The organism is Streptomyces rubellomurinus, from assembly GCF_000961885.1.
In the GTDB taxonomy this organism is placed as follows: Bacteria; Actinomycetota; Actinomycetes; order Streptomycetales; family Streptomycetaceae; genus Kitasatospora; species Kitasatospora rubellomurina.
On record NZ_JZKH01000018.1, the window covers coordinates 60,443 to 87,281 of the forward strand.

Genomic DNA, 26,839 nt, shown 5'->3' on the forward strand with positions numbered 1-26,839 from the left:
CGCCGAACCCCACCGGCCGCCGGATCGCCTTCGCGTTCTTCCTCGGCCTGACCACCACCGGCCGGCTCATCGCCTGGTCGTGACCCTCTCATCGCAGGAGCAACGACGTGCACCAGCTCACGTACGGCGACATCAAGGCCGCCACCGACCGCATCTCGGGGCGCGTCCGCCCCGTCGCCCTGGCCCAGCTCGATCCGGGTGCGATCCGCACCGCCCACCGCGACCCCCTGGACGACGACCGTCAGGTCGCACCGTGCGAGGTGTGGGTGGCCCTGGAGTTCATGCAGCACACCGGCTCGTTCAAAGCCCGCGGCGCGCAGAACTTCATCCAGGCCCACCGCGACGCGGGCAGCCTGCCGGACGCCGGGGTGACCATCGCCTCGGGCGGTAACGCCGGGCTGGCGTGTGCCTGGGCCGCCCAGCAGCAGGGCGTGCGCGCCACCGTCTACCTGCCGCAGACCGCCCCGCAGGTGAAGGTGGCCAAGCTCCGCGGCTACGGCGCCGAGGTACGGCTGGTCGGCTCGGAATACGCCGAAGCGCTGGCCGCGTGCGAGGAGTTCGCCGCCGCCACCGGGGCGCTCGCCTCGCACGCCTACGACCACCCGCTGATCGCCGCGGGGGCCGGCACCCTGCTGGAGGAGATCCACGCCCAGCTCCCTGGCCTGGACACCGTGGTGGTCGCGGTCGGCGGCGGCGGCCTGTTCGCCGGCGTCGCCACCGCCGCGCAGCACCACGGCATCCGCACCGTGGCGGTGGAGCCGGAGAACTGCCGCGCGCTCAACGCCGCGATCGAGGCCGGCCGCCCGGTCGACGTCACGGTGGACTCGATCGCCGCCGACTCGCTCGGCGCCCGCCGCACCTCCGCCATGGCCCTGCGCGCAGCCCAGCAGGACGGCGTGCAGTCCGTGCTGGTGGCGGACGGCGAGATCGTCCGCGCCCGCCAGGCGCTCTGGGACCACCGCCGCATCGCGGTCGAGCACGGCGCCGCGACCGCGCTGGCCGCGCTCACCGGCCCGGACCAGCCCGTCGCCGACCGCGACCTGCCGACCCGGCCCACTGGCCCGAGCCGCACTTACCGGCCCGGCAGCGGGGAGAAGGTCTGCGTGGTGCTGTGCGGGGCGAACACCGATCCGGCCGACCTGGCGCACCGGCCCGCCGCGCACTGACACAGTGACCCGAAGCGGGCAGCCGAGCGGACACCCGCCCGGCTGCCCCTTTCGTCATCCCGGCAGCCGTCGCCGACTACCTCGCAGCAACTGGGGCTCGCTCTGGAGATCGTCAGGCGCAGCGACGACGCCTCTGGGTTCGTGGTGCTGCCCAGACGTTGGGGGGTGGAACGCACGCTGAGCCGGCTGATGCGCTCGCGGCGCTTGGTGCGCGGCTACGAGACGCTGCCCCGCCGTGCATGAGCAGATGGTGCTGTGGTCGATGACGATACTCATGAGCCGCCGGCTGGCCCGGTGGCGCGCGTGAACCGTCCCGAGGTGGGTTCGGGCCTTCACCCGTGAAGGCCCGAACCCACGATCGAGGGCGTCATACAGCACGATCCGGTGCGCGGAACGGTTGAGGATCCGCAGCACGCGATGCCCACGTGGCGTCCCGGCTCCCCCTGGAGACATAAGCGCCGAATGCAGAGGTATCGAGATCCTTGAGGGACTCCAGTACCAGAGTGGCAATGGCAAAGCGAGGATCGCAGCGATCAGCGGCCTCGGGAACGGCGACGACCGTCATCCGGGCTGACACGCCGGCGAGGACGCCGTTGAGCGAGTCCTCGATCACGATGCATTCGTCGGGTGACCCGCCGAGGGCGGCGGCTGCGCGGAGATAGGCGCCCGGGTGGGGTTTGCCGTGTTCGTCGTCTTCGGCCGAAAACACGGCATCGAAAGATCGGTCAAGGCCGGTACTCGCGAGCGCAGCCCGAATCACCGACTCCGGCGAAGACGACACGACGGCCATCGCCCTCGATGCACGCGCGCACGCCGCGACGGCGTGTTCGGCGCCGGGTTTCAGCGCCACTCCCGCCAACCTGCGACACACGGCGGCCACGATCTGCTGCTCGACGTCGTCGGGGTCGGCTTGGATGGTGGCCCGATCGAACCAGTAGGCCACCATGTCCCTTTGCCGCAGCCCGCGCGTCGCCGCCTGCATCTCCGTTGTGAGGTGCAGGCCGAGCGGACCGAACACTTCACGCTTTGCCGCGTCCCAGATCGGCTCGGAGTCGATCAAAAGGCCGTCCAGGTCGAAGAGGACAATCGGTTGCATCAGTTGCTCTTTCGTTGGCGATCCCGCGAGGACGAGACCGATTCGCTGCCCCGCCGTGCATGAGCAGATGGTGCTGTGGGTCGATGACGATGCTCATGAGCCGCCGGCTGGCCCGGTGGCGAGCGTTGAACCGTCCCGGGGTGGGCTCGTCGGCCCGGCCCCGGTCGGCCAGCCGCTTCATCTTCGACCGAACTCCTTCCGCACGTGCCGGAACCGGCTCCGGTCCGAGTACGGCAGCGATCTCCTGACAGGACATCACTGGCTTCCCGCCGGATGCCTGTTCGGTGAGCGTGGCGAGGAGGAGCTGATAGTGGGGAGCGAGCGCGTCCATGGAAAGCGCGGGACGCCACACCGGGACGATCGAGCCCGATGGTGAGGCAACGTCAAAGTTAGCTGAGACGGGACAATCTGTGCCGAAAGGCGGTGCCTGTCACTTCAGCGCGGTAGTTGTCACCAGCTGCAGTCCGAACGAGGGGGGACGTGAGCTTCCCCGTCCTCTCGCACGGCAGCTGGCGAGTTCTCACTGCACCGTGCGCTGAACTATGAATTCTGCCCCGTTCGGAGGAATCTCGATTCGCCGGTCCGGCGCTCACTGCACCTCCCACGGTCGACTCGACGTGCACGTGGGGGCCGGGGTGACGTGGCGGCCGCCACGTCACCCACGACCCCGCGCTCTACAAGGAACGCAACACCGTCGAGCGCTGCATCAACAAGATCAAGGAGTGGCGCGGCCTGGCCACCCGCTACAGACAAGACCCCGACCAGCTGCCTGGCCGGACTCCACCTTCGCGGTGCCGTCATATGGCTCCGCAGTCTCCAACCCACATGATCTGAACTCGCAGTCCCTAGACGACTGTGGCCGTGACTGGCCATGCCCTGCGGTCCAACAGATCGAGGACGAGTGCGGCGATGTTCCACGCGTCGTCCTCGCCGCGGTGATGGCGTCCCTCGAGCGGCAGTCCGGCGATCTGTAGAGCGTGGTCCATACCGGGTTTCTTGCGCAGCCCGTAGGCCGCGGTGAACACGGCCTTGGCGTTGGTGTGGGTGCGCTCCGTTGGATAGCCGAACGGATAGGCCACCCCGGCAGCCTGACTCTGCCGAGCGAATTGCCGACGGTCGTACTCGCCCCAGCTCGTCCAGGGGCGCTCCCCGGCCTCGTACTCCTCGACGAGGATCCGGCAGGCCTCGGCGAAGGTGACGCCCCGTTCCACCTCGGCTTGCGTCAGTCCGGTCAGTTCAGTGCAGAAGTCGCTCACCGCCGACCGGACAGGGCGGACCAAGACACGATGCCGGGACACGCGGCGCCGAGCCAACACGTCCACGACGGTGAGACCAATCTCGATGATCTCGTTCACAGAGCCGGGCGGCGGCTGTCCGTCCCAGCAGGTGGCTTCCACATCAATGACGTTCAGCAGGGAGGATTCGTGGCGCATGGGCCGAGGGTAGGGATGTGCCCCCGGTTCCGGCACCCCAATTTCTGCATGCCCACACCGCCACCGCCAACAGCAACCTCTTCCAGCGACCCAGACACCGCCCACATGTGGACCGTCGGCCGCGAGAACCCGAACCGGCGGAGGCAGCCACCACCACGGCAGCACGGACTCGACATTCGGAGCGCGTGAAGAAGATCGTCAGCCGGCAGCAACGAGCTGGTGGTTCCCGACGGTGGTGCCCGGGCCAACCTGAGCGCGCAGGTGGACACCAGCAGCAGCTGGTACGCGGAAGTGCGCTGGAACAACAGCATCAGGTCCCTCCGCATCGAAGTCCCCGCCGACGCACCCCGGACCGACCAGGGGATCAACGCCCCGTACGTGCGGGCCGGCGCCGTGGTCAAGGCGGACGGCAGCGTGGTGCGGGCCAAGGCGGTGTCGGCGGTCACCAGGTCCCACGGGGCGGAGCGATCCGCTCCGCCCCGGCTACCTGGTGCCAGCCACAAGGAACAGGGCAGCATGACCCGCCGCACATCATCTGGCGGCACAAGCACGCCGCCGACGAACGCCTCCGCGAAGTCGTCACCAGGGCGAACGTTGCCTGATGCGGCATAAGCTCCCGAAACGACGTATGTGTCCTCGATTCCGGGCCGGGCCGGGCCGGGCCGGGCCGGGCGCGGGCGTCGGGGAGGCGACCCTTCAGGCTGGGCCGCCGACGACGGGCAGGCGGGACCGAACCGTCGTGGGAGCCGCGCGGCTGCTCAGGGCTGGGACAACCGCTCCTCGTAGGCCAACGAGTTCGGCCCCCAGCCGTCCACCTCATTGCCGTTCACGTCCACGGTAGCGTCCATATAGCCCATGGCATAAAGGACCGCCAACGCCACCGCCTGGGCATCGTGGTCGTCGATCTCGTGGACGGAGTAGCGGAGCGAGTTCTGCACACGGCCACAGAGGTTGGCAGCGACACCGAGAACGGAGAAGCTTGACCTGCGCAGACCAGAGGCCTCCAGGGCACTACTGCCGCCACGCAGGATCTCGCACGCGGCGTCGAAGGCCTCGGCAAAGTCCGTGGCGGCATACGGGCCGGACTCGCTCATGTGCATACGAAGAAAGTGGTTCTTGATGAGCCAGTCCCGCAGGTTGTCCACCTGCAGGACGAGCCGCTCGGCCGCTTCCACCCACCGGAAGGGGGAGCAGCTGCGCATGAGCAGCCTTTCGAGTTCGGTCAGGTCCTCGGGAATGCGGTCGGCATCGTCCATCGGAGGCGGTCTCTCTGTCGGAGTGCCAGGACTCGGTGCCGCCGAGGGCAGGTTGGACCCTGATGGTTCTGCAGACACGGATACCCCGGTTGATCACATGCGAGTGGCAAGCATGCCACCGGCTGCCCGCTACCGGCTACCGGTAATACCTGCGACGGGTGGGTGGGGCAAGCCCCCAAGGGCTGGGGGCGAACGTTGCCTGATGCGGCACTAGCTGTCGCTTGAGCACGACACCTGTCACCGATGCGCGAGCCAGGACGCTGGGGCGTGCGGAGGCATGCCCCCGTCCTATGCCGCTGTCCTTGCGCGGGCCGCGCAGCGACCGGGCGTGTGTTGGGCGGATCGCGACCTGGTGCACTCCGGAAGCCGGAACTCACGCTCTGGTGTGTACGGGAACCAAAGCGCACGCTGAGGTCGGATGCCCCTCCTGCGGCCCCGACCCTGTTCCGGACCGGCCGTGGACTCTGTGGGCTCCGTCCCTCACTCATCCCCTCACCACCGCATCGAGGCGCGGCTCCGTTCCCCGGTTGACCGGACCGGGACCGCCGTTCCCGTGCACCGGCCGCCCGTCACCGGGGCCCAAGCTCGCCCGGTCCGGCCTGCCGGCGATCGCCAGCAAGCACAGCACCAAAGGGGAACCACCGTGAGCACTCCCGTCCCGTCCCGCATCACCCTGGTGAACGGCAGCTTCGAGCAGCCCACCGTCACCACCGGTGTCGGGTTCTTCCCCGACGCCTCCCAGCCGCAGCCCAACCACGTCCCCGGCTGGCTGACCACCGCCCCCGACCACCAGATCGAGATCTGGCACGACGGCTTCAACGGCGTCCCCGCCGCCGTCGGCACCCAGTTCGCGGAGCTCAACGCCAACTTCGTCTCCACGCTCTACCAGGACCTGGCCACAACCCCCGGCGCCGTCCTGTACTGGCGGCTGTACCACCGCGGGCGGCTCGGGCAGGACACCATGGCCCTGGACATCGGCGCCCCCGGCGCGGTGATCGAGCAGCGCCAGTTCACCGACGGCAACACCGCCTGGGGCTTCTACACCGGCACCTACACCGTGCCCGCCGGGCAGACCACCACCCGCTTCGCCTTCCGCTCCGTCTCCGCCGCCGGCGGCAACCAGGGGATCGGGAACTTCCTCGACGGCATCTTCTTCGGCACCGCCCCCTCCGTCACCCTCACCAAGGAAGCCATCCCCCAGGGGCCGCTGCAGGTGGGCGACGCGATCACCTACCGGATCACCGCCCGCAACGAGGGCGGCGGCAACGCCGAGGCCCTCGTCCTGACCGATACCATCCCGGCCGGCACCACCTACCTGCCCGGCTCGCTGCGCATCACCAACGGCCCCAACGCCGGCGCGAAGACCGACCCGGCGGGCGACGACCAGGCCTCCTTCGACCCGGCGGGCAAGCGGGTGGTGTTCAACCTCGGCAACGGCGCCACCAGCGCCCAGGGCGGCAGCCTGCCCAACACCGACACCCTGCCGAACGGGACGACGGTGGAGTACCGGGTCACCATCGACGAGGCCAGCGCCGGCGGACAGGTCGCCAACACCGCCACCGCCACCTACGAGAACCGCCTCGGCCCCACCCCGCAGCCGCTGACCGCCACGTCCAACGAGGCCGACACCCAGGTCCTCCCGGCCGCTGACCTGAGTGTCACCAAGTCCGCGGACACCACCACCGTCACGGTCGGCCAGACCGTCACCTACCGCGTCACCGTCCGCAACGCCGGCCCCAACACGGCCACCGGCGTCACCGTCACCGACGCCCTCCCCGCCGGCCTCGTCTTCATCTCCGCCACCGCCGCCGCCGGCACCTACAACCCCGGCACCGGGCAGTGGACCGTCGGGACGCTGGCCGTCGGCGCCACCGCCACCCTCACCCTCCGGGCCAAGGCCACCACCACCGGTCCCGTCACCAACACCGCCACCGCCCACGGCAACGAGAAGGACCCCCACCCGGAGAACAACACCGACTCCGTCACCGTCTGCGTCAAGCCGGCGCCCACCTGCAACCCCTGCCCGCCGCCGTCCGGTTGCACGGCACCGTGACCTCCGCCCGCGCCTCCGGCCTCGACGGCTGGACCAAGGCCGGCTGACTGAAGATCAGCCACTGACCATCCACGGGTACCGGCCGGTCACGGTCGACACCCCCTCCGGTGGCCGGCCGACGACGTTGGCCGGCCACCGGCCCGTACCGGCTCTCCAAACAGAGGGCCACTGACAGATAGCGCGCTCCGTCACAAGGGGGAGGTGTGCCGAATCCCGATGGACGTCATCAGCGCAGGAATGTCGTCACCAGGCTCGCCGAGTCGGCCAGGACGGCTTTTCGCATCGTCGCTCCGTCCGGGCGATCCGCGTCCGCCCGCAGGCGTCCGGGCGCGGGACGGGGAACGCTCTCCTCCCGACCGAGGACCAGGCCACGAGGAGGCCGTAGTGCCACGCACCCGCAGCACCGCACGGACGATCAGTACGTTCCTTGCCGCAGCCCTTCCCCTGTCCGTGCCGTGCGCGCTCACCGCCCCCGACGCGCGGGCCGACGGCGGGCCGGCGCCGGCGACCCGCGGCGTCGGCCAGCAGCCGGGCCACCCCGCCGTCCTGTACTCGGGCCAGGAGCGGACGGTGGCCGCGTACTGCCCGCAGGGGACGAAACCCACCGGAGGCGGAGCGTCGGTCGACAGCGACCTGCGCAGCGCCGTCTACTTCCGCAAGTCCCTCCCGGACCCGGCGGGCAACCGCTGGGTGCTGCTGGCGTACAACGCCAGCCCCGACGTGCAGACCGTCCACCCCAAGGTGATCTGCTCGACCGACAGCACCCTCACCTACGAAGCCAGCAAGGAGACGCAGCTCGAACCCGGGGAGACCGGGTTCACCGAGGCGAAGTGCGGTACCAACCGCTACGTCGTCGGTGGCGGCTTCGAGGGCGGCGACAGGACCTTCGTCACCTCCTCGGGCTCCCTCAATGGCGGAGGGTGGGCGGTGTACATGAAGTACACCAACTACAGCCCGGACGCGCCTGCGTCCTTCCAGAGGTCCGCCGCCGTCTGCTCCGACACGCAGCCCGTGTGGAAGTTCGGCACCACCGCCGACCTGGCACCCGGGGAGGTGGGAAACGCCACTGCGGAGTGCCCCGCCGGGCAGGTGCCGCTCAGCGGCAGCGCGGACGGCGGCACCGATGTCCTGCTGACCACCTCGGCCCCGACAGCGACGGGCTGGACGGCGTGGGCCAAGAACGACGGCTTCGACCGGCGCAAGCTCCTCGTCGACGTGCTGTGTACCACCCCCTGACCCTGAAGGTCAGACAGCGGGGGGCAGGACAGTTCCAGGGGGCAGCGTGCGCGACTCGTCCGCGGGCGACGCTGCCCTCTGCCCGTCCTCCGCGCCGACGCCTCGCGCTGGCCGCGCCCCGGGTCGTGACTACCTCGAACGCCTCGAAGCGGGGTGGGGGACAGGGGCGCGGTAGGGCGTGCCCTTGGGGCGGTGGGAGGGTGCGTTGCCTCGTGCCCGCGACGGAGGTCCGCCCGTGGTCGCCGACGAGGCCTTGGCCGAGGCGGTCACCACCGGAGCGGACGCGAGGCCGTCGTGCGTCGGCCGGTGCAGCGCCTCGGCGGTGGCGTGGACCAGGCGCGGGACGAGGGCGGAGACGGGGCCGGCCTCCCACGAGCGGTCGCGCAGCAGCCGGGCCAGGTGAGCGGGCACGGATCGGCCGTCGTCCTCCAGCCGGGCCATCCGGGCCGCCAACAGCGGCCACTGGCGGGCGTTCACCAGCAGCGCGGCCTCCCGTTCCCGCCCCGCCAACGCCAGATGTACGCATCGAACGTAGCGCGCGTTCTCGGCCTCGCTGACACCCAGCTGCGCCAGCGCCCGTCGACGGTCGCCGAGGTCGAGGTCCGGCGGCAGGTCCAGACCGACCGTCAGCGGGCCGTACGAGCGGACCGCATCCCGGCTCGGCCCGGCCGACGTACGCCGGCCCGCGTCGAGCACCCGGCTGATCGCCTGGTCGACGCCGACGCCCTCGGCGTGCGCGGCCGCCAGGAGCTGCCGGACGTCGACGCCGCGTTCCCGCAGCGCGTTCATCGTGGCCGCCAGCCCGGGCCACGCGGGGGAGGACAGGATCGCCTCGCGAACCGGACCCGCCGGCATCGTCGAGCGCAACAGCCCCGCCCACTCCTCCGTTCCCTCCGCGGCGGTCCGCGCCGCGTCAGCCGCCACCGAGTCCCGCACCAGAACGGCGATCTCGCCCACCCGCGGAAGGAACTGCTCCAGGTCGACACCGGCACGGCGCAGCGCGACCAACTGCTGCGCCATGGCCGGCCAGTCCGCGCCGGACATCAAGGCCCACGCCACGTCGGGGGAGACCAGGGCCTTGAGATCGCCGGCCGCTTCCGGGACGGCCTGGCCGGGCGGCGGCAACGGCTGCTCACCACCCGCCCTGCGTTGGGCCGCGCGCCGCACCGCGTCCGCCACGGCCAGGACCAGGCGGACGGCCATGGCGGAGGTCTGCACCGCCTCGCCGACCGCCTCGGCGAAGGGCTCGCCCGGATAGGGCATCGTCATCGTGCTCTCCCGTCTCAGCGGACCCGGTTGGGTCCGTCCCGATCACTGCGAACGTGTGCGGCGGCTGCTGCCGGCGAGGAAGGCGTTCTGGCGCCGCCCGGAGCAGCCGGAGGGGGATCGGACGCACGGTCGTGAGCGGCGAGCCAGCCGTCCAGCCGCCAGACCAGCACCTGGGCGATCGAGCCCGCCGAGTGGAGCTCGCGTCGAGCCGCCACGGCCGCCAGGACCGACCCGGCGTCGATGCCCAGCCGCTCCAGGGCGGCAAGACGCAGGCACAGGTCCGGCCAGGCGGGATCCATCAGCACCGTCGACGCGTGGGCAGGAAGAGCCCTCGTCAGCAGAAACGCTCCGTCCGACTCCGTCCCCCGCCGCGCACGCGGCCGGGCGACGTCACCCGCCGCCGCTCCGGTGCCCACCTCCACCGCCTCGCGCAACACCCGCCCCGCCCGCCCCGCAGCCTCGGCCTGCAACCCGAACCCCTGCTCCTCGTGCCAACGCTGCGCCGCCGCGACGGCCGTGACGAGGGCAAGGAGGAAGCCGAGGAACGCGGCCGTGTCGTTGCGACCCGACGCCGCAGCCGCCGAGGAGAGGACCCGCGCCGACGAACGGAACAGCGCCCGCGCCTGCCCGTCGAGGTCGCGCTTGCCCGGTGCCCGGGCGGCCCGCTCGAACGCGGTCGCGCACTCGCGCAGACGAGCTCGGACAACGGGCGGCGCAGCACCAGGTGCCAGGACGAGGAGATCGCCGAGCGCCGCCACGTCACCCGCCCCCCGGGGCGCTCCCGCCCCGCCGAGGTGCTCGGAGGCCGCGAGAACGCCGCGTTCGAGCATCGGCCAGAGCGCGGACGGCGACACCTCCGGTGTCGGGGCCGGCAGGCGCTGCCAGCGCTCGCGAACCCGCGGGAGCGACAGATCGTAGGCCAGACTCGAACCCCCGAACCACACCGCGCGATGCCCCCGATCGCGGTCGCCCGGCAGCGCCACCGCATAGCCCGCGGGGGAGCCGCCGCCCGGGGCGGCACGGCGGGCGACCCGCACCCCGGAGGAGCGGAGCCGGGCGAAGAAGTCCTCCTCGTCCGCCGCGCCGGCCGCCGCCACGCGAACCGTCCGCTCGAGCTGCTCGCGCACGCTCTCCGTAAGCCGTCGACGTACGGCCTTGCGCGTCTCGCCGGTCGTGGGCCACCGCTTGGCGGTCCGGTCCCCGGACGTCAACCGGCGCAGACCCCACCTCGCCTCGAACCGCCGGGCGAGCTGCTGCATGCGCACGATGTCCTGCCACAGATTGGGCTGGATCCCGTCCTGGCGCGCCTTCGTCGCCACGATGTGGATGTGGTCCCACGCATGACGAACCGCCACCCACCGGCAACCCCACGGATCACCGTGCGGGGCGATGCCCGCCGCGGCCATCATCCCCCGCGCGACCTCGGCCCACTGCTCGTCCGACAACACCGGATCATCAGGCGCGACCCGCACCGCCACGTGGTAGACGTGCTCGGACGGCACACTGCCCCGCAACGCCCGAACCGGCGCGTCGAGCAGCAACGCCAAGTCCCCGATCGCCACCTCCGCCGACCGCGCCGGATCGGGCACCCACGGCGCCCAGGCCGCGACCATCCGGGGATCCTCGTGCTCGTCCCGCTTGCCCGGGCCGTACAGGTAATGCAGCAGCCCCGACGTGTCGCTCCCGCCCCTCGCCCGCTTGGGAATCACCAGCGCGCCGCCCGCTCCCGCATCAGCTGCAACGTGGCGCGATCGACCCGCCGCACGGCCTCCTCGACGAACCGCGCCACCGAACCGGCACCGCCCCCGCCCACCCCGGCCGACTCACCGAGGCGGACCAGCTCCCCGCGCGACCGGATCAGCTCCTCGAGCACCTCGCGGGCATCCGCCGACACCGGCACCAGCTGGTCCTTCGCGACCGCCAACGCCTTGCGAGCGGCCCAAGCCGACACCGCCATGCCCTCGCGCTTCGCGGCCTCCCGCACGATGGTCAGCTCGGCCTCGTTGTACGCCAGATTCACCCGGTACGACCGCGGCGACTCCATCTGCCGCTCCCGCCGCCGCGCCCCCTGACCAGCACCCACCTCGACCCTCCTCGACCTCACGGAACCGCTGCGCGGAAGGACAGCGATCGCGGGCCCTCCCGCCGCGTCACTCTGCTGCGCCGACGCGTCGTCCGCCCGCCGCTACGCCGGTGTGCGAACCGAAAATCGCTGACACGGGTGACCCTCCGGAGTCGATCCACGATCAGGGACGATCGTGCCCGTACGATCCCGGCCATGACGAGAGAAGACGAGTTCCTGCGACGGATGCGCGAGATCCAGGACGACCGTGAGAAGGCCATCGTCCCGCTCGCCGCCATCATGACGGAGCGCCGCCGCCTGAAGGACCTGCTGGCCGAGACCGAAGCACCGTACGGGCGGGCCTACGCCGCCGCCGAGGCCGCAGGCTGGAGCGCCGAGGAGCTCTCAAGACTGGGTGCGGAAGCGCCCACCCGCCGTCCCAAGGGAAGGCCCCGGAAGCACGCCTCGGCCGCCAACAACGCGATCCCGGTTCCGTCGTCCGGTGACACGGAAGCCGCGGCGGCGGCGGTGCACAGCCCGGCCGATTGACGGTCATTGGGCGGGCCAGCCAGCGAGTTAGTGTCATTTGTGACATCAATCCCCGGCCGGAGGGCGCATCGGGTTCGGCTCCAACCCGCAGGCGTCGCGCCGGGCCGGCGCCGGAGCGGCGGTGCTCTGCGATCGGATGAGGGTCCGTCCGGCGGATCTTGTGGCCGTCTGACAATGGGATCGGTCACGCGATACGCCAAGCGCGCCTGCGTCTTCGCCGGAACCGCCTCCGTGGCACCGATCCGCCTCTGGTTCCAGCCTTGAGCGGCGGCCTTCGTGCCCCCGCTGGACGAGATCAGTAGCGTCCGAGCATTTCGTCGGCCGGAATGCAGTCGCTCATGGTGTTGGCCCAGTCGTTGGGCCTGCCGAGGACCAGCCGCGTCAGCAGCCTGTCACCGGCTCGCTGAGCGCACGGCATGATGCCCAGCTCCTGCGAGCCGATGTCGCCACCCGGTGTGATCTCGACCCTCCTGTTGGTGCTCTCCAGGTAGGCGGCGAGCTCATCCGAAAGCTCGGAGGGAGGCCGGCCGACCAGTCGCATCCCCTCCAACGTGACCTGGGGACCGGTCAGGGCGTCGACCGCAATGCAGGTCAGTCCCATCGGGCCCACGTAGTAGGCCACCACGTCCGTGCGATGGAAGGGGGCGTCCACCGCACGGAACCTCGTACGCAACTGCTTGAACGGGCCCGACTTGCCGAGCTCGGAAGCCGGGTCGGACGTGAAGCCGCATGCCAGCATCGCGCCGGTCGCCTCCTCCACGCTCATGCCGAACCGCAGTGGGCCGACGCGCTCCAGAGGCGCGCAGTCCCAGAGCTTTCGGTCGGAGTCGGCCACCACGGTCCACGGGGCCGACCACACGTCGAGCAGCTCCTTTCGGTGATCACGTCGATATGGCGCCGACGACTATAACCCTGGAGACCTCCGTGATCCGCCGGGCGGACCCTGGCGGCTTCGGCTGCTGGTGCGGGTGTGGGGCCTTGATCGTTATCGCGGGGAACCGGGCGGGTCAGTCGTTGGCCCCGGGGCGTCGCGCCCGGCAGGCAGCGCCCACAAGGCAGATGGCGGCGATGTTGGCGACCTCCGGAACGGTCACCTTGGCGACACCTGGGTGCCGCCGCAGCAGCCCGGCGCTGCGCCCTACCTGGGAGTCGTAGCACCGACTACCGGCGGGTGTCCGCGTACTGATCTGAGTGCTCCAGCGGGTACGGAGTTGAGTGCACCACCGACCGTCTTACGACTCGGTCCGCGATTGAGGTTCAGACGTGCCGGCCTGGCGGGTCGACTGATGGCTGATCAGCAGGCGGTTTGCCGGGCCGACGCGAGCCGCCGCGCGGGTCCTCGGTCATCGCTCGCCACGGCAAGATCGAACTGATGAGGCTGGTTGATTTTGGCTAGTGCTGCTGTTCGCCTCACTTCGTCCGGCTTGAACGGAGCGGGGAGTCTGGGGAGTGGCGAGCGACCGTCATCGGGGGCGATCGGCTGAGTCCTGCTTGATCACGCGCGTGTAGGGTGCGCTGTCATGGTTGATGATTGGCGGGACGACAGGATCGGCAGTGCCCTGAAAGGCACGAATCCCACTGTGCTCCGGCGGCTTGACGCCAGCTTCGCGGTGATTGGCGACGTGCAGTTCCTGCCAGGGTATTCGGTTTTGTTGGTGGACGAGCCCGATGTGGAGCGTCTGTCCGATCTCCCGCGGAGCAAGCGGATGGCGTTCCTGGCGGACATGGATCGGCTGGGAGAGGCGGTGGAGCGGGCCTGCCGGCGTATGGACCGGGAGTTCCGGCGGGTGAACCTGGAGATCCTCGGCAATACCGACGGTTTTCTGCACGCGCATGTGTGGCCTCGGTTCGAGTGGGAGAGTGCGGATCTCGTCCGTTACCCGGTGTGGCTGTATCCCGCGGAGAACTGGCGCGATCCCGCAAGTGCGCTCGGGCCGGAGCACGACGCCTTGCGCGAAGCGATCGGCCACGAGCTCGATGTGCTGTCGGCTCCGGCTACCGGTCCGGAAAACGCGGGATGAGACACGCAGGGGAGGGGCGGCCGTGAGGTCGCTCCTCCCCGACGACCGGGTGCCATCCGGTCGAAGCGCCACAGCCTGCGACCTTGGCTTCGACGACCGACAGCGCGGCCAGGTCCTTGGCCTTGCGCGGGTCGAGCTCGGGCTGGACCGAGAAGTCGTAGTCGTCCAGTGTCTTGTGGTGCGGCAGCTTCGACAGTCTCAAGCCCTGGCGAAAGCGGCGGTCGTCGCGAACGGCCAGTTCCTCGGCGAGGAGGAAGTCGAGGAAGTCGAGGTAGCCCATCTTCGCCACCGCGAAGGCCGTCGCCGTGCAGATGCTGGGCCTCCGGACCCTGGGCTTCGGCGAGAGCCGGGCTGAGGTCGTGATCAACGTACTGATCATTTCCACCGGCGCCTGGCGCCTCTGGTGGAAGGTCCCCGGCAGCCGCCCCGCCTGAGCCGCCGTCCGGTCCCGGCGGGCCCGAACCGACCCGCCGGGGTCGGACGGCGGACGGGACCGGACTGACGCCTGATCGCGCCCGGCCGGCGCTGCTGACGCGCGGCGGCGGTCCCGGCGGAGTGAGCGGGGCCGCCGGGGCGGAGGCTCAGCGGTGGAAGACCTGGAGCTCCCGGACCGCGTCGTTGAAGTTGCCGCCGAGGGCGGGGGCCGGTAGGTCCATCGTCTTCTCCGCGTCGAGGGTGGACCACAGGTGGACGGCGTTGCAGTTGTTGTAGCCCTTCATCGACGAGACGCTGAGCGCCACGCCGAAGTAGTTCACGAGGTGGTAGCCGGTGGTGTCGCAGCCACCCGCGTCGCCGTAGAAGGCGTAGATGACGCCGCCGCCGTAGTCGACGTCCTTGAACTCCTCGAGCAGCAGGGTGCGGTCCATCCGCTGCTCGGCCGACCGGTCCACGCCGTCCGCCTGGGCGAGGGCGTCCTCGGGGGAGTCCGCCGAACACGCGCGCCCGAGCATCGGGGACCGGCCGTCCGCGCCGGGCGCGTGGCCGAGGACGGCGGCGCAGTACTGCACCGCCGGGATCGGCAGCGGGCGGGAGAGGAGCGGTGTGGCCGGGGCGGCGGGTGCGACGGCGACCGACCCGGTGAGGGCGAGGCCGGCGGCGAGCAGGGGTCCGACGATCCTGCGCGCGATGCGCATGGGGTACCTCCGGAGCGGTGGGTGGGACGGTGGCCGGGGACTCGGCCGCCGCGCTCATTCGACGGGCGGCTGGGCCCTGTTGACGATCCGACACACCGTCTGCCGCACTAGTCGTACGTATGCCACCGGATCGACGGGTGGGTCCGTGCGGGGCCGCGGGTTACGCCCAGGGGCGGCCGGCCGAGTCCGAGGTCGTCATCGGAGCAGTGCGAAGGTCAGGGCGGCGGTGCCGCCGAGTGCCGTGCCGGCGAGGATCTGGGCGTTCGTGTGGGCCTTGAGGATGATGCGGGACCAGCCGATCGCGGCGGCGGCGAGGGCGGCGGGGAGCATCCGGGGGCCGAAGGCGAGCAGGAGGATCATGACGGTGCCGCCGGCGACCGAGTTGTGGATGGATATCTGCCAGCCGATGGTGACGAGGAGGGAGGAGACGAGTCCGACGAGCATCGCGACCACGAGGGCGGAGACGTCGGCCGGTGCGTTCAGGACGTGCAGCAGGGTGATGCCGGCGGCCACGGATATCAGGCTGAGGGTCATCGGGACGACCCGCTGTCGCCGGACCCGTATGTGTTTGTCGGTGAGCTCGCCGCGCTTCACCCCGAGCAGGACGATGCCGATGGGGACGACACCGCAGAACAGGGCGGCGAGGAGTCCCCAGCCGAGTCCGGCCCAGGAGCGGGTGCTGTGCCAGCCGACGAGCAGGAGCAGCGCGATCACGAGGTTGGCCGGGGCCAGGGCGTCCGTGATGATCTTGGCGGCCTTCTGCGCGGGCGTGGACTCGGAGAAGGCGGGCGGTGCGGGCGGGGTGAACGTCACGGGGTTGCTCCGGTGAGAGTGGTGAGTCGCTCAAGACGTCCAGCGGCAGGGTCGCTGGCTTCCGGCTGCGCCTGCGCTCGCCGATCAGTGCCCTTTCGCGTCCCCCGCGCGCCCTCGCTCCTTCAACTGGCCCAGTGAGTCCACGTATTTGAGCATCAGGCGGGCGAACTCCAGGCGGTCGTGTTCGGCCCAGTCGGCGGTGATGTACTCGAACGCGGCGCGCTGGTGGCGGCGGAACCGGGCCATCAGCTCGGTGCCCTCGGGGCTGAGGTGGAGGACGGTGCGGCGGCCGTCCTGCTGGGAGGCGGCGCGCAGCAGGTAGCCGGCCTTGATGTTGTCGGTGACCATCCGGCTCGCGACCGAGGGGTCGACGCCGAGGAGTTCGGCCACGGCGCCGACGGTGATCTCCTTCTCGGAGTCGCGGGTGTGCTCCATGACGAGGCCGAGCACCAGGGTGCGGCTCAGGTCCTTGGCCGAGATCGGGTTCTCGACCTCCAGCAGGGAGGTGCGGCGCAGCTTTCCGAACGCCGGGCCGACCGCGTTCAGCAGTTCGTCGGCCGTCAGCTCCTCGGTCGCCGGCTGCTCCTGCGGTGCGTCGTTCGTCGTCATGCGCCCATCCTAGTATCCATGACCTCAGGAAGGCATGTGTTGACATGAAAATACGTGCATGTGAGCATGCATATGTTCGCAAGCATCGTTGCGACAGCCGATGCCATCACTTTCGGGGGTTCCCATGACCGTTCTCATCACCGGTGCCCGGGGCAAGGTCGGCCGCGCCGTCACGAGCCGTCTGCGCGCCGCAGGCCGGCCCGTCCGTGCCGCCAGTGCCGATCCGGCCCGGCTGACCGTTCCGGCCGGTGTCGAGGTCGCCGAGCTGGTCCTCGACCGGCCGGAGACCTTCCCGGCCGCGCTCGACGGCGTGCGCGAGGTCTTCCTCTATCCCGAGCCCGGGGGCATCGACGCCTTCGTCGAGACCGCCCGGGCCGCCGGTGTCGAGCACATCGTCCTGCTCTCGTCCTCCTCGGTCCTGGCGCCCGGAGCCGAGACCGATCCGCTCGCCTCGCACAGCCTCCGGGTCGAGCGCGCCCTCGCAGCCTCCGGCCTGCCCTGCACCTTCCTGCGCGCGGACGCCTTCGCCAGCAACGCCCTCGGCTGGTCCCACCCCATCGGCCAGGGACAGCCGATCCGGCTCGCCTACCCCGACGCGCACATCGCGCCCATCCACCCCGAGGACATCGCCGACATCGCGGCCGAGGCGCTGACCGGCGCGGCCCTCAAGGGGCGCGCCGTCACCCTCACCGGCGGCCAGTCCCTCACCTTCCGCGAGCAACTCGCCGTGCTGGCAGGCGTCCTGGACCGCGACATCACCGTCGAGACGATCACCCACGCCGAGGCGGAGCAGCAGATGAGCCGCTTCATGCCCGCCCCGATGGTCCGCTCGCTGCTCGCCCTGTGGGCCGCCGCGTGCGCCGGCCCGGCGCCGATCGCCGAGACCACGCACACCCTGCTCGGCAGGCCGGCGCGCACCTTCCACCAGTGGGCGACCGAGAACGCCGCCGCGTTCACCGGCCGCTGAGCCAACCGCCCACCGCATCCGCACCCGGCTCGCCGACCCCCGCCCTCGACCGATCGTCGGCGTGCGGGCGGGGTGGTGGTCAGCTTCGCGGCGGCCGGTCGCCGTCGCGCGACGTCACCTGGTCGTCGGCCAGGGGAAGGGCGAGCTCCGCCCACACGGTTTTGCCCCCTCCCGTGGGGGTGGTCCCCCAGGAGGTGGTGAGCCGGTCGATGATGCGCAGGCCACGGCCGTGCGGTTCGTCCGCCGCCGGGAGCCGCCGCATCCGCGGCGGGTCGGGTGCGGCGTCGGTGACGGCGATCCGCAGTGTCTGCCGGCCGGGGTCGAGGCGGAGGTCCAGGGCGAGGGGGCCGCCGGCGTGATGGGCGGCGTTGGAGAGCATCTCGGCCGTCACCAGCAGCGCGTCGTCGACGGCCGTGCCCTGCGCGTCGGGCCGCCAGAGCGTCATCGCCGTCCGGGTGAACGCGAGGCCGCGGCGTGCGCACCCCGTGCTGCCCAGCGGGAAGTCGAGGCGGTCGTGGAAGGCCGGGGCGGCAAGCGGTCTGGGCATGAGAGCTTCCGTGAAGTCCGTGTCGGGTCCGGTCCGGCGTGTGCCCGGTCGGAGACGTACTGCACCCTGGGGGAGGGTCTCCGATGGCGCACCGCCTGCTCCAGGGACGGGTAGACCGGGAAGACCGCGGTCTCGGTGATCCGCAGGACGCGGCGCACCGCGGGGCTGGGCGCCGCCAGGACCACCACGGCGCCATCGGCGTCGGCCCGGCGGCGGGCGGTGAGCAGGGTGTCCAGGCCGCTGCAGGTGAACAGGGTGACGGCGGACATCTCCACGGCGAGCAAGCCCGGGCCCCGGTCCAAGGCCTGGGACAGGGCGTCCCGGACCTGCTGTTCGTTGTCCATGTGCAGGTCACCGGCCAGCGAGCACACGACGGCGTTGCCCGCGCGGGTGATCTCGATTCTCAGGTCCGGCTCCGAACACACGCGTTCCGCGTGCTCTCGGTATGCGGTCACGGCACTGCTCCAAGCCCAGCCCACCGAAGGCTCCACCGTGAGGGGCGGGCCGGGGCATCGAACCCGCGCAGACGGGCGGGGGACAGTGCGGCGACAGCCGACGGGCATCCGGAACGCCAGGATGACGAAACCGGTCACCCAGCCACTACTCCGCACGGCCGGACGCACACCACATCCGTCCCGACAATCGCCACGAGGAGGAAGAGTCCACGGTCGTGGTCGCGCTCCTGCACGTGCTGCCGCGCCCCGCTCCGGCCCTTCACCGCCCCGGGGCGTCGAGCGGAGTCCACCGAGGCCGCGGACACGCCCTCGAAAGGATGACGTGCCGCGCCGCGGCGGTGGTGAGCCGCCAGGGTAGCGGTCATGATCAACATGCGAATTCGGGCTGCCGCCAGCGCAGTTGCCGTCACCTGCGCCGTCGTGCTCGCCCCCGCGAGCCAGGCCGTCGCCGTGCCGGCGGCGGCCCCGGCCGACACCGCCCCGTTCCGCTGCCTCGACCCCGGAGGGACGGGGCTCTGGAGCGGCCCCCAGTGCGACGGCCTCGTCGTCCGCGAATTCGGCACCGAGGCCGTCGCCGTCGTCCTGGACGGCCGCCGGATCGACTTCGCCGACGAGGCCGACCTACGCGCCGCCGACTGCGCCGACCACCGGGCCGTCACCCTGCCCGCCCCCGTCTTCGAGCACATCCCGGCGGGCCCGGACCCGCTGTACGCCGCCGTCGACCGCCGGGTCGACGTCCCCCGGATCACCCCCGCGCCGCACTGGCGCAAGGACTGCCACCCGCTCTTCCGCTCGGACGGCCGGGACCCGTCGGTCATCTTCGACCAGGGCTTCGCCCCGAAGGACACTGTCAACGGCCAGTACGACGTCACCAGTTACGTCCTGCAGAACCAGCCCTCGCCGTTCGTCAGCACGACCTACGACCCCGAGCTGTTCAAGAAGTGGAAGAAGGTGCCCTGGGACTACTTCATCGACGCCCCCGGCGGCCTCGACGTCAACGCGACCATCGGCGACCAGCACCAGTACGCCGACCAGGTCGAGGTCGCGTTCCCCGGCGGCGTCGACCGCCACTTCATCCGCCGGGCCTGCCCCGTCGACCGGGCCACCGCCTCCCTGGTCGAGTCGGGCTGCGTCGACAACCCGAACTACCGGCCCTGGCTGCACTGACCGCACACCCCACCGCCGCCGGGTGAACCGGACGGTTCCGTGACGCGGGCGGCCCCGGCGGGCTCTCCGAACCCCGCCGAGGCCGCCCGAGGCCGTCCCTGGCCGCGCCCTACCGGGCCAGCAGCGCCCGGAGCGCGTCGGCGACCAGACCCGGATCCTCCTCCGCCATGAAGTGACCGCAGTCCACGGTGCGGTGGACCAGGTCGGGCGCCCAGGCGCGCCAGAGGGCGGCCGCGTCGAAGCCGAGCGCCGCGCCCCAGTCCTGCTGCAGGACGGCCACCGGCATCCGGAGCCGCCGCCCGGCGGCGCGGTCGGCGGCGTCGTGGTCGACGTCCGCACCGGCCGAGGCGCGGTAGTCGGCCACGATGGACGGGACGGCCGCCCGGCAGGCAGCCAGGTAGGCGGCCCGCACCTCGGCGGGGATCGCGCCGGCGTCGCGGCACCACAGGTCCAGGAAGTGGCCGAAGAACCCGTCCGCCGACGCCGCGATCAGCCGCTCCGGCAGGCCCGGCGGCTGGGCCATCAGGTACAGGTGGAAGCCGACCGCCGCCGACCGGCCGCGCATCACCTCCCACATGTCCAGCGTCGGCAGCACGTCCAGCGACGCCAGGTGGGTCACCCGGTCCGGGTGGTCCATGGCGGTGCGGAAGGCGACCAGCGCACCCCGGTCGTGCCCGGCGAGCGCGAACCGCTCGTGGCCGAGGGCGGCGGCGAGCGCGACGACGTCGGCGGCCATGGTGCGCTTGGCGTACGCGAGGCCGTCCGAGGTCTCGGCGGGCTTGTCGCTGGCGCCGTAGCCGCGCAGATCCGGGCAGATCACCGTGTGCTCGGCGGCGAGATCCACGGCGACGTGCCGCCACATCAGGTGGGTCTGCGGAAAACCGTGCAGCAGCACGACCGGGCTGCCCTGGCCGCCCACCGCGGCATGCAGGGCGACCCCGTCCGCGACGGGCACCCGGCGGTGGTCGAAGCCGGGAATGGTGACGGTCATGACGAGACCTCTCGTTCGGGGGAGCGGGGGAGCGGGGGAACAGGGGAGGGGGAGCGGGGAGTGAGCGGACGGCACGAGCCTGCCGGGCCCCGATCAGCAACCGATCAGCAACCGGCCAGCGCGATAGCCTGACCCGCGGGAACGGCAGGCCCGACCTGCGGAAACGACAGGAGGGCAGCGATGACGCAGGTCACCTTCGGCGTGCTCGGCGCACTCACCGCCGATCGGGACGGCACGGCCCTCGCCCTCAAAGGCCCCCGGCACCGGGCCGTGCTCGCCCGCCTGATCGTCGCCCGCCGCCGCGTCGTCCCCGTCACCCGCCTCATCGACGACCTCTGGCCCGACCCGCCACCCGCCGCCCTCGGCGCCCTGCGCACCTTCGTCGCCGACCTGCGCCGCACCCTCGAACCCGAACGGCCGCCCCGCGCCCCCGCCCGGCTGCTCGTCACCGAAGGCCCCGGGTACGCGCTGCGCCCCGCGCCGCACGCCGTCGACGCCTGGCGCTTCGAGGCGGCGGTCGGCGCGGCGGCCGAGCTGCCCGCCGACCGGGCACTGGCCCGCCTCGACGACGCCCTCGCGCTGTGGCGCGGCCCCGCCCACGCCGACCACGCCGACCAGGACTGGGCCCGTGCCGAACGCACCCGGCTCACCGAACTGCGCCTGCGCGCGGTCGAACAGCGCGCCGCGGCCCTGCTCGCCCTCGGCCGCGGCGCCCAGGCCGTCCCGGACCTGCGCGCCCACCTCGCCGATCACCCCTGGCGCGAGGACGCCTGGCGGCTCCTGGCCCTCGCCCAGTACCGCACGGGCCGACAGGGCGAAGCCCTCGCCGCCCTGCGCGAGGCCAGAACGGTGCTCGCGGACGGCCTCGGGCTCGACCCGAGCCACGCGCTGCGCCGCCTGGAGGCGGACATCCTCGCCCAGGACCCCGGGCTCGACCTCGCCCCGATGGCGGCCGCGACGACGCCGGGCGGGACGACGCCGGCCGCGACGACGCCGGCCGGGCTCTGGCACGAGGCCGTGACGGCGTACGACCGGACGCTGGCCGTGGGTGCGCGGGCGCGGCTGGAGAGCACCGTGGGCCTGATGCGCGGCCTCGCCGTGAGCGGCGGCAGCGGCCTGCGCGCGGCCCGCGAGCACCGGATGGCCGTCATCGCGGCCGCCGAGCGGCACGGCGACCCGGAGCTCACCGCCCGCGTGATCGGCGCGTTCGACGTCCCGGCGATCTGGACCCGCAGCGACGACCCCGAGCTCGCCGCCCGCGTCGTCGCGGCCGCCGAGCGCACCCTCGACGCACTGCCCGCCGGCGACACCGTCGCCCGCTGCCGACTGCTCGCCACCGTCGCCCTGGAGTCACGCGGCACCCGCGACCCGGGAGCGCCGCGCGCCGCGCGCGAGGCCGAGGCGATCGCCAGACGGCTGCGGGACCCGGCGCTGCTCGCCTTCGCGCTGAACGGCCGGTTCATGCAGTCCTGCACCCGGGCCGGGCTGGCCGGCGAACGCGACGCGATCGGCGCCGAACTGGTCGAGCTGGCCGCCCGCCACGGGCTGACCACCCACGAGGTGCTCGGGCACCTGATCCGCCTCCAATTCGCCTGCGCGCTGGGCGACTTCGCGGCGGCCGAGCAGTGCGTGCGCGCGGTCGAGGAGCTGTCCGACCGTCATGAACTCCCCCTGGTGAAGGTGTTCACCGACTGGTACCGCGCGCTGCGGATCGCCGCCCTGGGCCCCGCCGTGGAAGCGGAGACGGCCTACCGTGCGGCGGCCGTGGGCCTGGACGGCGCCGGCATGCCGGGCCTGGAGGCCGGCCTGCTGCCCTTGGCCCTGCTCGCCCTGCGCATCGCGGGCGGGGACCGTCGGCCCGCGGTGGACCTGCGCCAGGACTGGGGCCCGTACCGGCCCTGGGCCGAGCCGTTCGCCCTGCTCGCCACCGGCGACCGCGGCGCGGCCCGAGCTGTCCTGCGTGCCCTGCCGCAGCCGCCCGCCGACCTGCTGTACGAGGCGTGCTGCTGCCTGGAGGGCGTGCTCGCCCTCGAACTCGGCGACCGCGAGGCCGTCGCGTGGGCCCGGGACCGGCTGCTGCCCGCCGCCGGTGAACTCGTCGGGGCCGGCAGCGGCCTGCTCACCCTGGGGCCGGTCGACCGCCACCTCCAGGCCCTCGACGCGGCGCTGCGGGAGGCCTGACGGCGGCCGGGTCGGGTCGGGGGCGTCGCCGGCCGATCCGGCTACTGCCGGTCCAGCCACCGCTCGACCCAGTCGAGGAAGTGGACCGGGCCGCTCGCCGGTGGCTCCTCCGGCCAGTGCGCCGCCGGGCGCCACTCGGTCCGCTCGGCCCACTCGCCGTCCAAGTCCCAGACTGTGCCAGCCAGTTCACCGGTCAGTGCCAGGACCGTCCACCGGCCGCAGCCCTGCTGGCCGATCCGCACCGCGCCGTCGAGAGGAAGCGGCCGCATCGGGAACGGCCGGGTGCGGACGTCCTGCGCGGTGATCGGGAAGGGGGCGGCCAGGTCGGGCACCGGGATGCCGTCGTCCGCGCAGTCGTCGCGGTCGAGCTGGACCTCGTAGCGGATCTTCTCCGGAGCCAGGAAGCCGCCGTACGGCCCGACCCCGAGTCCGATCTCCGTGAGGAACAGCGCGACGGCCGCCGGCAGCGGCGCGCCCAGGAAGGCCTCCAACTCCCGTACGGCGGCCGCGTCGACCGGGCGGCCGGACGACCGGGGAGGCCGACCCGGCCGCCCGGAGGCGAGTGCGGCCAGCCGCCGCTGAATGTCCGCCACTCGGCGGGCCGTCGGTTCGTTCGCCGTCCGTGTCACGCGCCCAGCATGGACCCCGGCGCCCGCCGCCCGCCACGCGGATTCCCGCTCGGGGCCGCTGCCGGCCGAGCGCGCCCGGCAAGGATCCAGGAGACAGGCCTTAGCGTGGGGAGAGCGACGGACTCACCCGAGGAGGAACCGGCGATGGCCGAGGAGCAGCAGGCGGACGTGGTCGTGATCGGCCTCGGCCCGGGCGGCGAGCACGCCGCCGGGCGGTTGGCCGAGGCCGGTCTGGACGTGGTCGGCATCGAGGCCGAGCTCGTCGGTGGCGAATGCCCGTACTGGGGCTGCGTTCCCAGCAAGATGATGATCCGCGCCGGAAACCTCGTCGCCGAGGCGCGTCGCGTCCCCGGCATCGCCGGAGCCTCGCAGGTCACCCCCGACTGGGCGCAGGTCGCCGCGCGGATCCGGGACGAGGCCACCGACGACTGGAACGACCAGGTCGCCGTCGACCGCCTCACCGGCAAGGGCGCCCGGTTCGTCCGCGGCCGGGCCCGCCTCGCCGGCCCGGGGCGCGTCACGGTCGACGACCTCGTCGTCACTGCTCGGCGCGGCATCGTCGTCGCCACCGGCACGCGCCCGGCGGCCCCGCCCGTCCCGGGGCTGGCGGAGGTGCCGTACTGGACCAACCGGGACGCCGTCGCCGTCAAGGAACTCCCCGATTCGCTGCTGGTGCTCGGCGGCGGCGCGATCGGACTCGAACTCGCCCAGGTCTTCGCCCGCTTCGGCACCACCGTCACCGTCGTCGAGGCCATGGACCGCCTGCTGCCTGCGGACGAACCGGAGGCCGGCCGCCTCATCGGCGAGGTCCTCGAACGGGAGGGCGTCGGCATCCGCACCGATGCCCGGGCGGTGCGCGCCGAGCACGACGGGGTGACCTTCACGCTGCACCTCGACGGCGGTGAACTCCTCTCCGCGGAACGGTTGTTGGTCGCCACCGGCCGCCGCGCCGAGCTGGCCGGCCTCGGCCTCGACACGGTCGGCCTCGACCCCGCCGCCCGCGCCCTCAGCACCGATGGGCAGATGCGCGCCGGCGACGGCCTGTGGGCGATCGGCGACGTCACCGGCCACGGCGCCTTCACCCACGTCGCCATGTACGAGGCCGAGATCGCCGTCCGCAGCATCCTCGGCGACCCCGGCCCCGACGCCGACTACCGCGCCCTGCCCCGGGTCACCTTCACGGACCCCGAGGTCGGCGCTGTCGGCCTGACCGAACAACAGGCTCGCGACAAGGGCCTGCGCGTGCGCACCGGCAGCTTCGAGTTGCCGTCCTCCGCGCGCGGCTGGATCCACAAGGCCGGCAACGACGGCTTCGTCAAGCTCGTCGAGGACACCGACCGCGGCGTCCTGGTCGGGGCCACCGCCGCCGGCCCGGCCGGCGGCGAGGTGCTGTACGGCCTGGCCGTCGCGATCCAGGCCCAGGTGCCGACCGAGCGCCTGCGGCACATGATCTACGCCTACCCGACGTTCCACCGTGCCGTCGAGACCGCCCTCGCCGACCTCCGCTGAAGCGCTTCGCCCTGACCCCCCGCCGGAGGCCGGGGTCAGGGCGAAAGGGGGGCGAAGGGGGCGGGGCTCAGGTGGTGGTGTCGTGCCGGCGGCGGAGGGCGAAGACGCCGCCCGCCAGCGCCACGGCCGCGCCCGAACCGCCGATGAGCAGGGGAGTCGACGAGGGGGTGTCCGCCGTCTTCTTGGCGGCGGCGTAGCCGCTGGACATGCCCGAGGTGTCGTACAGCGAGCCGGGCTGCTTGTCGGCGTACCGGGCCTTGACCAGCTTCTGGTACTCGCTCAGCGAGACCGACGAGCGGCCGGCCAGGCCTTGCCGCGCCTGGTCGTTGAGCGGTTCGACCGTGGTGAGCCTCAGCTGGTACCAGCCGCGGATCTGCGGCTCGGTGAACACCAGGGTCCCCACCGTCGCCTTGCCCGCGTACGCGGCGTCGCTGTCGCCGTCGCGCACGGCGGCCAGGTGCCACCCGCCGCCCTGGGTGGGGGCGAGCATGACGGTGGCGTTCCGGCCGTTGACCGGGGCGTCCAGCGCGGAGACCAGGTGGCTCAGCTGGACCGCCTGGCTCGCGATCGGCAGGGAGGTCCCCGCGACGAAGCCGGGGGTGATCTCGTTCAGCGCCAAGGGGTCCTTGACGGTGAACGCCGGCAGGCCCTCGCACGGGTCGGCCTTGTCGGGGATCGGCTGCGGCGTCCCGCCCCCGTCGCCCTGGGGCACCGGAACGCTGAGGAAGCGGCAGACGGTGTTGTGGACGTCGGCCGACTTCACCAGGTCGAGGGCGGCCTGGTAGTCCGGGATGTCGGCCGGGAGCGGGTCCATGGGGGCGGTCGCGCGGGCGGGGCCGGCGACGGACAGCAGCGCGGACGCGCTGAGCGCCAGGACGGTGGTCAGGCGGGAGAGGCGGGAGGCCGCCCGCCTGCCGGACGTTCTTGTGTCGTGCATGCCGCCTGCCTTAACGGGAGATGCCGATCCGGGAGTGGGTCCACGCGAACGAGCTGTTGTTGACGTAGTCGTTGTAGTTCCACCACGTGTAGGTGGCGGTGTCCGGCCACGGGTCGGCGACGCCGATGGTGTTGTTCGACGTGTCGAAGCCGTAGACGACGTTCATGTGGCCGCCGCCCGACTTCCACCCGATGCGGGCGGCGACCGGCCGGGCCGCCTTGACGTCGGTGTAGACCTGGTTGAACGTGGCCGCGCTGTTCAGGCCCGTGCCGAGGTGGGTCATGCCGAGGCTGTTCCAGCCCCTGGCCATGTCGTCGAGCGTGGCGGGCTGGTTGTTGCAGCCGTAGTAGGGGTTGGCCCGGGTGCAGAAGTCCGTCTGCGTGCTGCCGTAGCCCTGGAACTTGGCGATCGTCAGCCCGGAGGCGACCCAGCACCACTGGGACTTCTCCTGCTTGTACATGGTGATGGTGTCCTGCCCCGCCTCGGCGTGGGCCGGGCTCCCTGCGGCGGCGAGCAACGCCGAGGCCGTCAGTGCGACGGCCGTCGTCGTGGCCGCGAACGTGGATCTGCCCATTCTGCTGCCTTCCCGCGCAAGTGCGCTGCGTGCCGGGGGATTTGGCAGAGCTATGACAGCACGGATCGGCGGTGTCACGCATCGTGTGCAGAGTAACTGCACTCGCACGAGTGAATCGTCATTCATATGACCGTTCACGGCGCTGTTGATCGGTTGTCAACGCGACCCTGATGTCCTGCCCCGCGT

Annotated in this window: 26 protein-coding genes and 3 pseudogenes; 12 read left to right on the forward strand and 17 right to left on the reverse strand. The window is 72.3% G+C overall.

Annotation, left to right across the window (positions count from 1 at the left end; all coding sequences use genetic code 11):
- Nucleotides 1-107 precede the first annotated feature (107 nt).
- Together VM95_RS11665 and VM95_RS45600 are read left to right on the forward strand one after the other, a co-directional pair.
- Nucleotides 108-1,166 (forward strand): threonine/serine dehydratase, encoded by a 1,059-nt coding sequence (locus tag VM95_RS11665; protein ID WP_045695077.1) that lies wholly within the window; start codon nucleotides 108-110, stop codon nucleotides 1,164-1,166.
- Between the two features lie 102 nt (nucleotides 1,167-1,268).
- Nucleotides 1,269-1,409, forward strand: a pseudogene (locus VM95_RS45600) (IS5 family transposase); the annotation flags it as partial.
- A gap of 124 nt (nucleotides 1,410-1,533) precedes the next feature.
- Here VM95_RS45600 and VM95_RS11670 read toward each other — a convergent pair.
- Nucleotides 1,534-2,262 carry an HAD family hydrolase gene (locus VM95_RS11670; protein ID WP_052707303.1) on the reverse strand — a complete coding sequence of 243 codons (729 nt, stop codon included), beginning with the start codon at nucleotides 2,260-2,262 and terminating at the stop codon, nucleotides 1,534-1,536.
- A gap of 639 nt (nucleotides 2,263-2,901) precedes the next feature.
- On the opposite strand from VM95_RS11670, the pseudogene VM95_RS40175 reads away from it, so the two are divergent.
- Nucleotides 2,902-3,091 (forward strand): annotated as a pseudogene (locus tag VM95_RS40175) (IS5/IS1182 family transposase); the annotation flags it as partial.
- Between the two features lie 16 nt (nucleotides 3,092-3,107).
- On the opposite strand, the gene VM95_RS11675 reads toward VM95_RS40175, so the two are convergent.
- Together VM95_RS11675 and VM95_RS11685 are read right to left on the reverse strand one after the other, a co-directional pair.
- The gene (locus tag VM95_RS11675; protein WP_045695078.1) at nucleotides 3,108-3,695 is read right to left on the reverse strand and encodes a 3'-5' exonuclease; all 588 of its coding nucleotides are present in this window, start codon (nucleotides 3,693-3,695) and stop codon (nucleotides 3,108-3,110) included.
- 758 nt (nucleotides 3,696-4,453) lie between these two features.
- Nucleotides 4,454-4,951, reverse strand: coding sequence for a hypothetical protein (locus tag VM95_RS11685; protein WP_045695082.1), 498 nt, complete (start codon nucleotides 4,949-4,951; stop codon nucleotides 4,454-4,456).
- Between the two features lie 643 nt (nucleotides 4,952-5,594).
- Between VM95_RS11685 and VM95_RS11690 the strand changes: the two genes are divergently transcribed.
- The gene (locus VM95_RS11690; protein WP_244178728.1) at nucleotides 5,595-7,004 is read left to right on the forward strand and encodes a DUF7507 domain-containing protein; all 1,410 of its coding nucleotides are present in this window, start codon (nucleotides 5,595-5,597) and stop codon (nucleotides 7,002-7,004) included.
- 384 nt (nucleotides 7,005-7,388) lie between these two features.
- A complete protein-coding gene (locus VM95_RS11695; RefSeq protein ID WP_157882060.1) occupies nucleotides 7,389-8,240 on the forward strand; it encodes a hypothetical protein in 852 nt (283 codons plus the stop codon).
- A gap of 129 nt (nucleotides 8,241-8,369) precedes the next feature.
- Here the strand turns inward: VM95_RS11695 and VM95_RS11700 are convergent, their stop codons facing one another.
- The 3 genes from VM95_RS11700 to VM95_RS11710 form a co-directional block, all read right to left on the reverse strand.
- Nucleotides 8,370-9,509 (reverse strand): hypothetical protein, encoded by a 1,140-nt coding sequence (locus VM95_RS11700; RefSeq protein ID WP_052707304.1) that lies wholly within the window; start codon nucleotides 9,507-9,509, stop codon nucleotides 8,370-8,372.
- A 14-nt stretch (nucleotides 9,510-9,523) separates the two neighbouring features.
- Nucleotides 9,524-11,122 carry a relaxase/mobilization nuclease domain-containing protein gene (locus VM95_RS11705; RefSeq protein ID WP_157882061.1) on the reverse strand — a complete coding sequence of 533 codons (1,599 nt, stop codon included), beginning with the start codon at nucleotides 11,120-11,122 and terminating at the stop codon, nucleotides 9,524-9,526.
- Nucleotides 11,123-11,214: 92 nt separating this feature from the next.
- Nucleotides 11,215-11,592: a hypothetical protein gene (locus VM95_RS11710; RefSeq protein WP_045695087.1), complete on the reverse strand. Its 378-nt coding sequence runs from the start codon at nucleotides 11,590-11,592 to the stop codon at nucleotides 11,215-11,217.
- 195 nt (nucleotides 11,593-11,787) lie between these two features.
- Between VM95_RS11710 and VM95_RS11715 the strand changes: the two genes are divergently transcribed.
- Nucleotides 11,788-12,120 (forward strand): hypothetical protein, encoded by a 333-nt coding sequence (locus VM95_RS11715; protein WP_157882062.1) that lies wholly within the window; start codon nucleotides 11,788-11,790, stop codon nucleotides 12,118-12,120.
- Between the two features lie 295 nt (nucleotides 12,121-12,415).
- On the opposite strand, the gene VM95_RS38745 is transcribed toward VM95_RS11715, so the two are convergent.
- Nucleotides 12,416-12,955, reverse strand: a complete 540-nt coding sequence (locus tag VM95_RS38745) for a hypothetical protein (RefSeq protein ID WP_157882063.1) — start codon at nucleotides 12,953-12,955, stop codon at nucleotides 12,416-12,418.
- Between the two features lie 685 nt (nucleotides 12,956-13,640).
- On the opposite strand from VM95_RS38745, the gene VM95_RS11725 reads away from it, so the two are divergent.
- Entirely contained in the window at nucleotides 13,641-14,141 is a 501-nt protein-coding gene (locus tag VM95_RS11725; RefSeq protein WP_045695093.1) for an HIT family protein, read from the forward strand.
- An 82-nt stretch (nucleotides 14,142-14,223) separates the two neighbouring features.
- Here VM95_RS11725 and VM95_RS45445 read toward each other — a convergent pair.
- Nucleotides 14,224-14,508: pseudogene (locus VM95_RS45445) on the reverse strand (ATP-binding protein); the annotation flags it as partial.
- Between VM95_RS45445 and VM95_RS45135 the strand changes: the two are divergent.
- Nucleotides 14,447-14,575: a hypothetical protein gene (locus VM95_RS45135; RefSeq protein ID WP_279616824.1), complete on the forward strand. Its 129-nt coding sequence runs from the start codon at nucleotides 14,447-14,449 to the stop codon at nucleotides 14,573-14,575. The pseudogene VM95_RS45445 and the gene VM95_RS45135 overlap by 62 nt on opposite strands.
- A gap of 147 nt (nucleotides 14,576-14,722) precedes the next feature.
- Here VM95_RS45135 and VM95_RS11735 read toward each other — a convergent pair whose 3' ends face one another.
- From VM95_RS11735 to VM95_RS11745, 3 genes are all read right to left on the reverse strand, one after another.
- Nucleotides 14,723-15,274: a hypothetical protein gene (locus tag VM95_RS11735; RefSeq protein ID WP_045695096.1), complete on the reverse strand. Its 552-nt coding sequence runs from the start codon at nucleotides 15,272-15,274 to the stop codon at nucleotides 14,723-14,725.
- A 195-nt stretch (nucleotides 15,275-15,469) separates the two neighbouring features.
- Nucleotides 15,470-16,087: a hypothetical protein gene (locus tag VM95_RS11740; RefSeq protein WP_045695099.1), complete on the reverse strand. Its 618-nt coding sequence runs from the start codon at nucleotides 16,085-16,087 to the stop codon at nucleotides 15,470-15,472.
- Nucleotides 16,088-16,171: 84 nt separating this feature from the next.
- Complete coding sequence (locus tag VM95_RS11745) at nucleotides 16,172-16,696, reverse strand: MarR family winged helix-turn-helix transcriptional regulator (RefSeq protein ID WP_045695101.1); 525 nt, start codon at nucleotides 16,694-16,696, stop codon at nucleotides 16,172-16,174.
- Nucleotides 16,697-16,820: 124 nt separating this feature from the next.
- On the opposite strand from VM95_RS11745, the gene VM95_RS11750 reads away from it, so the two are divergent.
- Complete coding sequence (locus VM95_RS11750; protein WP_045695105.1) at nucleotides 16,821-17,663, forward strand: SDR family oxidoreductase; 843 nt, start codon at nucleotides 16,821-16,823, stop codon at nucleotides 17,661-17,663.
- Nucleotides 17,664-17,742: 79 nt separating this feature from the next.
- Here the strand turns inward: VM95_RS11750 and VM95_RS11755 are convergent, their stop codons facing one another.
- Both VM95_RS11755 and VM95_RS45605 read right to left on the reverse strand, forming a co-directional pair.
- Nucleotides 17,743-18,210 carry an ATP-binding protein gene (locus VM95_RS11755; protein ID WP_107072931.1) on the reverse strand — a complete coding sequence of 156 codons (468 nt, stop codon included), beginning with the start codon at nucleotides 18,208-18,210 and terminating at the stop codon, nucleotides 17,743-17,745.
- Nucleotides 18,105-18,773 (reverse strand): STAS domain-containing protein, encoded by a 669-nt coding sequence (locus VM95_RS45605; RefSeq protein ID WP_425265296.1) that lies wholly within the window; start codon nucleotides 18,771-18,773, stop codon nucleotides 18,105-18,107. Before VM95_RS45605 ends, VM95_RS11755 begins: the two co-directional genes overlap by 106 nt.
- A 255-nt stretch (nucleotides 18,774-19,028) precedes the next feature.
- Here VM95_RS45605 and VM95_RS45450 point away from each other — a divergent pair, with 255 nt between their 5' ends.
- The gene (locus VM95_RS45450; protein ID WP_157882064.1) at nucleotides 19,029-19,832 is read left to right on the forward strand and encodes an ADP-ribosyltransferase; all 804 of its coding nucleotides are present in this window, start codon (nucleotides 19,029-19,031) and stop codon (nucleotides 19,830-19,832) included.
- Nucleotides 19,833-19,941: 109 nt separating this feature from the next.
- Here VM95_RS45450 and VM95_RS11775 read toward each other — a convergent pair whose 3' ends face one another.
- Nucleotides 19,942-20,823: an alpha/beta fold hydrolase gene (locus tag VM95_RS11775; RefSeq protein WP_045695111.1), complete on the reverse strand. Its 882-nt coding sequence runs from the start codon at nucleotides 20,821-20,823 to the stop codon at nucleotides 19,942-19,944.
- 180 nt (nucleotides 20,824-21,003) lie between these two features.
- Here VM95_RS11775 and VM95_RS11780 point away from each other — a divergent pair, with 180 nt between their 5' ends.
- Entirely contained in the window at nucleotides 21,004-23,004 is a 2,001-nt protein-coding gene (locus tag VM95_RS11780; protein WP_045695113.1) for an AfsR/SARP family transcriptional regulator, read from the forward strand.
- 41 nt (nucleotides 23,005-23,045) lie between these two features.
- Here the strand turns inward: VM95_RS11780 and VM95_RS11785 are convergent, their stop codons facing one another.
- Entirely contained in the window at nucleotides 23,046-23,597 is a 552-nt protein-coding gene (locus VM95_RS11785) for an SMI1/KNR4 family protein (protein WP_045695116.1), read from the reverse strand.
- 180 nt (nucleotides 23,598-23,777) lie between these two features.
- On the opposite strand from VM95_RS11785, the gene VM95_RS11790 reads away from it, so the two are divergent.
- Nucleotides 23,778-25,142 carry a dihydrolipoyl dehydrogenase family protein gene (locus VM95_RS11790; protein ID WP_045695118.1) on the forward strand — a complete coding sequence of 455 codons (1,365 nt, stop codon included), beginning with the start codon at nucleotides 23,778-23,780 and terminating at the stop codon, nucleotides 25,140-25,142.
- Nucleotides 25,143-25,209: 67 nt separating this feature from the next.
- Here the strand turns inward: VM95_RS11790 and VM95_RS11795 are convergent, their stop codons facing one another.
- Nucleotides 25,210-26,079 carry a hypothetical protein gene (locus tag VM95_RS11795; protein ID WP_045695119.1) on the reverse strand — a complete coding sequence of 290 codons (870 nt, stop codon included), beginning with the start codon at nucleotides 26,077-26,079 and terminating at the stop codon, nucleotides 25,210-25,212.
- A 10-nt stretch (nucleotides 26,080-26,089) separates the two neighbouring features.
- On the reverse strand, nucleotides 26,090-26,653 hold the full coding sequence (locus VM95_RS11800; RefSeq protein ID WP_045695122.1) for a papain-like cysteine protease family protein: 564 nt from the start codon (nucleotides 26,651-26,653) through the stop codon (nucleotides 26,090-26,092).
- Between the last annotated feature and the right edge of the window lie 186 nt (nucleotides 26,654-26,839).

Excerpts from the sequence above, each read along its gene's own strand:
- VM95_RS11670 (WP_052707303.1), bottom strand. The coding sequence starts at position 2,262 with ATGCAACCGATTGTCCTCTTCGACCTGGACGGCCTTTTGATCGACTCC.
- VM95_RS11675 (WP_045695078.1), bottom strand. The coding sequence starts at position 3,695 with ATGCGCCACGAATCCTCCCTGCTGAACGTCATTGATGTGGAAGCCACC.
- VM95_RS11685 (WP_045695082.1), bottom strand. The coding sequence starts at position 4,951 with ATGGACGATGCCGACCGCATTCCCGAGGACCTGACCGAACTCGAAAGG.
- VM95_RS11700 (WP_052707304.1), bottom strand. The coding sequence starts at position 9,509 with ATGACGATGCCCTATCCGGGCGAGCCCTTCGCCGAGGCGGTCGGCGAG.
- VM95_RS11705 (WP_157882061.1), bottom strand. The coding sequence starts at position 11,122 with ATGGTCGCGGCCTGGGCGCCGTGGGTGCCCGATCCGGCGCGGTCGGCG.
- VM95_RS11715 (WP_157882062.1), top strand. The coding sequence starts at position 11,788 with ATGACGAGAGAAGACGAGTTCCTGCGACGGATGCGCGAGATCCAGGAC.
- VM95_RS11725 (WP_045695093.1), top strand. The coding sequence starts at position 13,641 with ATGGTTGATGATTGGCGGGACGACAGGATCGGCAGTGCCCTGAAAGGC.
- VM95_RS11735 (WP_045695096.1), bottom strand. The coding sequence starts at position 15,274 with ATGCGCATCGCGCGCAGGATCGTCGGACCCCTGCTCGCCGCCGGCCTC.
- VM95_RS11745 (WP_045695101.1), bottom strand. The coding sequence starts at position 16,696 with ATGACGACGAACGACGCACCGCAGGAGCAGCCGGCGACCGAGGAGCTG.
- VM95_RS11750 (WP_045695105.1), top strand. The coding sequence starts at position 16,821 with ATGACCGTTCTCATCACCGGTGCCCGGGGCAAGGTCGGCCGCGCCGTC.
- VM95_RS11755 (WP_107072931.1), bottom strand. The coding sequence starts at position 18,210 with ATGCCCAGACCGCTTGCCGCCCCGGCCTTCCACGACCGCCTCGACTTC.
- VM95_RS45605 (WP_425265296.1), bottom strand. The coding sequence starts at position 18,773 with ATGCCCGTCGGCTGTCGCCGCACTGTCCCCCGCCCGTCTGCGCGGGTT.
- VM95_RS45450 (WP_157882064.1), top strand. The coding sequence starts at position 19,029 with ATGATCAACATGCGAATTCGGGCTGCCGCCAGCGCAGTTGCCGTCACC.
- VM95_RS11775 (WP_045695111.1), bottom strand. The coding sequence starts at position 20,823 with ATGACCGTCACCATTCCCGGCTTCGACCACCGCCGGGTGCCCGTCGCG.
- VM95_RS11780 (WP_045695113.1), top strand. The coding sequence starts at position 21,004 with ATGACGCAGGTCACCTTCGGCGTGCTCGGCGCACTCACCGCCGATCGG.
- VM95_RS11790 (WP_045695118.1), top strand. The coding sequence starts at position 23,778 with ATGGCCGAGGAGCAGCAGGCGGACGTGGTCGTGATCGGCCTCGGCCCG.
- VM95_RS11795 (WP_045695119.1), bottom strand. The coding sequence starts at position 26,079 with ATGCACGACACAAGAACGTCCGGCAGGCGGGCGGCCTCCCGCCTCTCC.
- VM95_RS11800 (WP_045695122.1), bottom strand. The coding sequence starts at position 26,653 with ATGGGCAGATCCACGTTCGCGGCCACGACGACGGCCGTCGCACTGACG.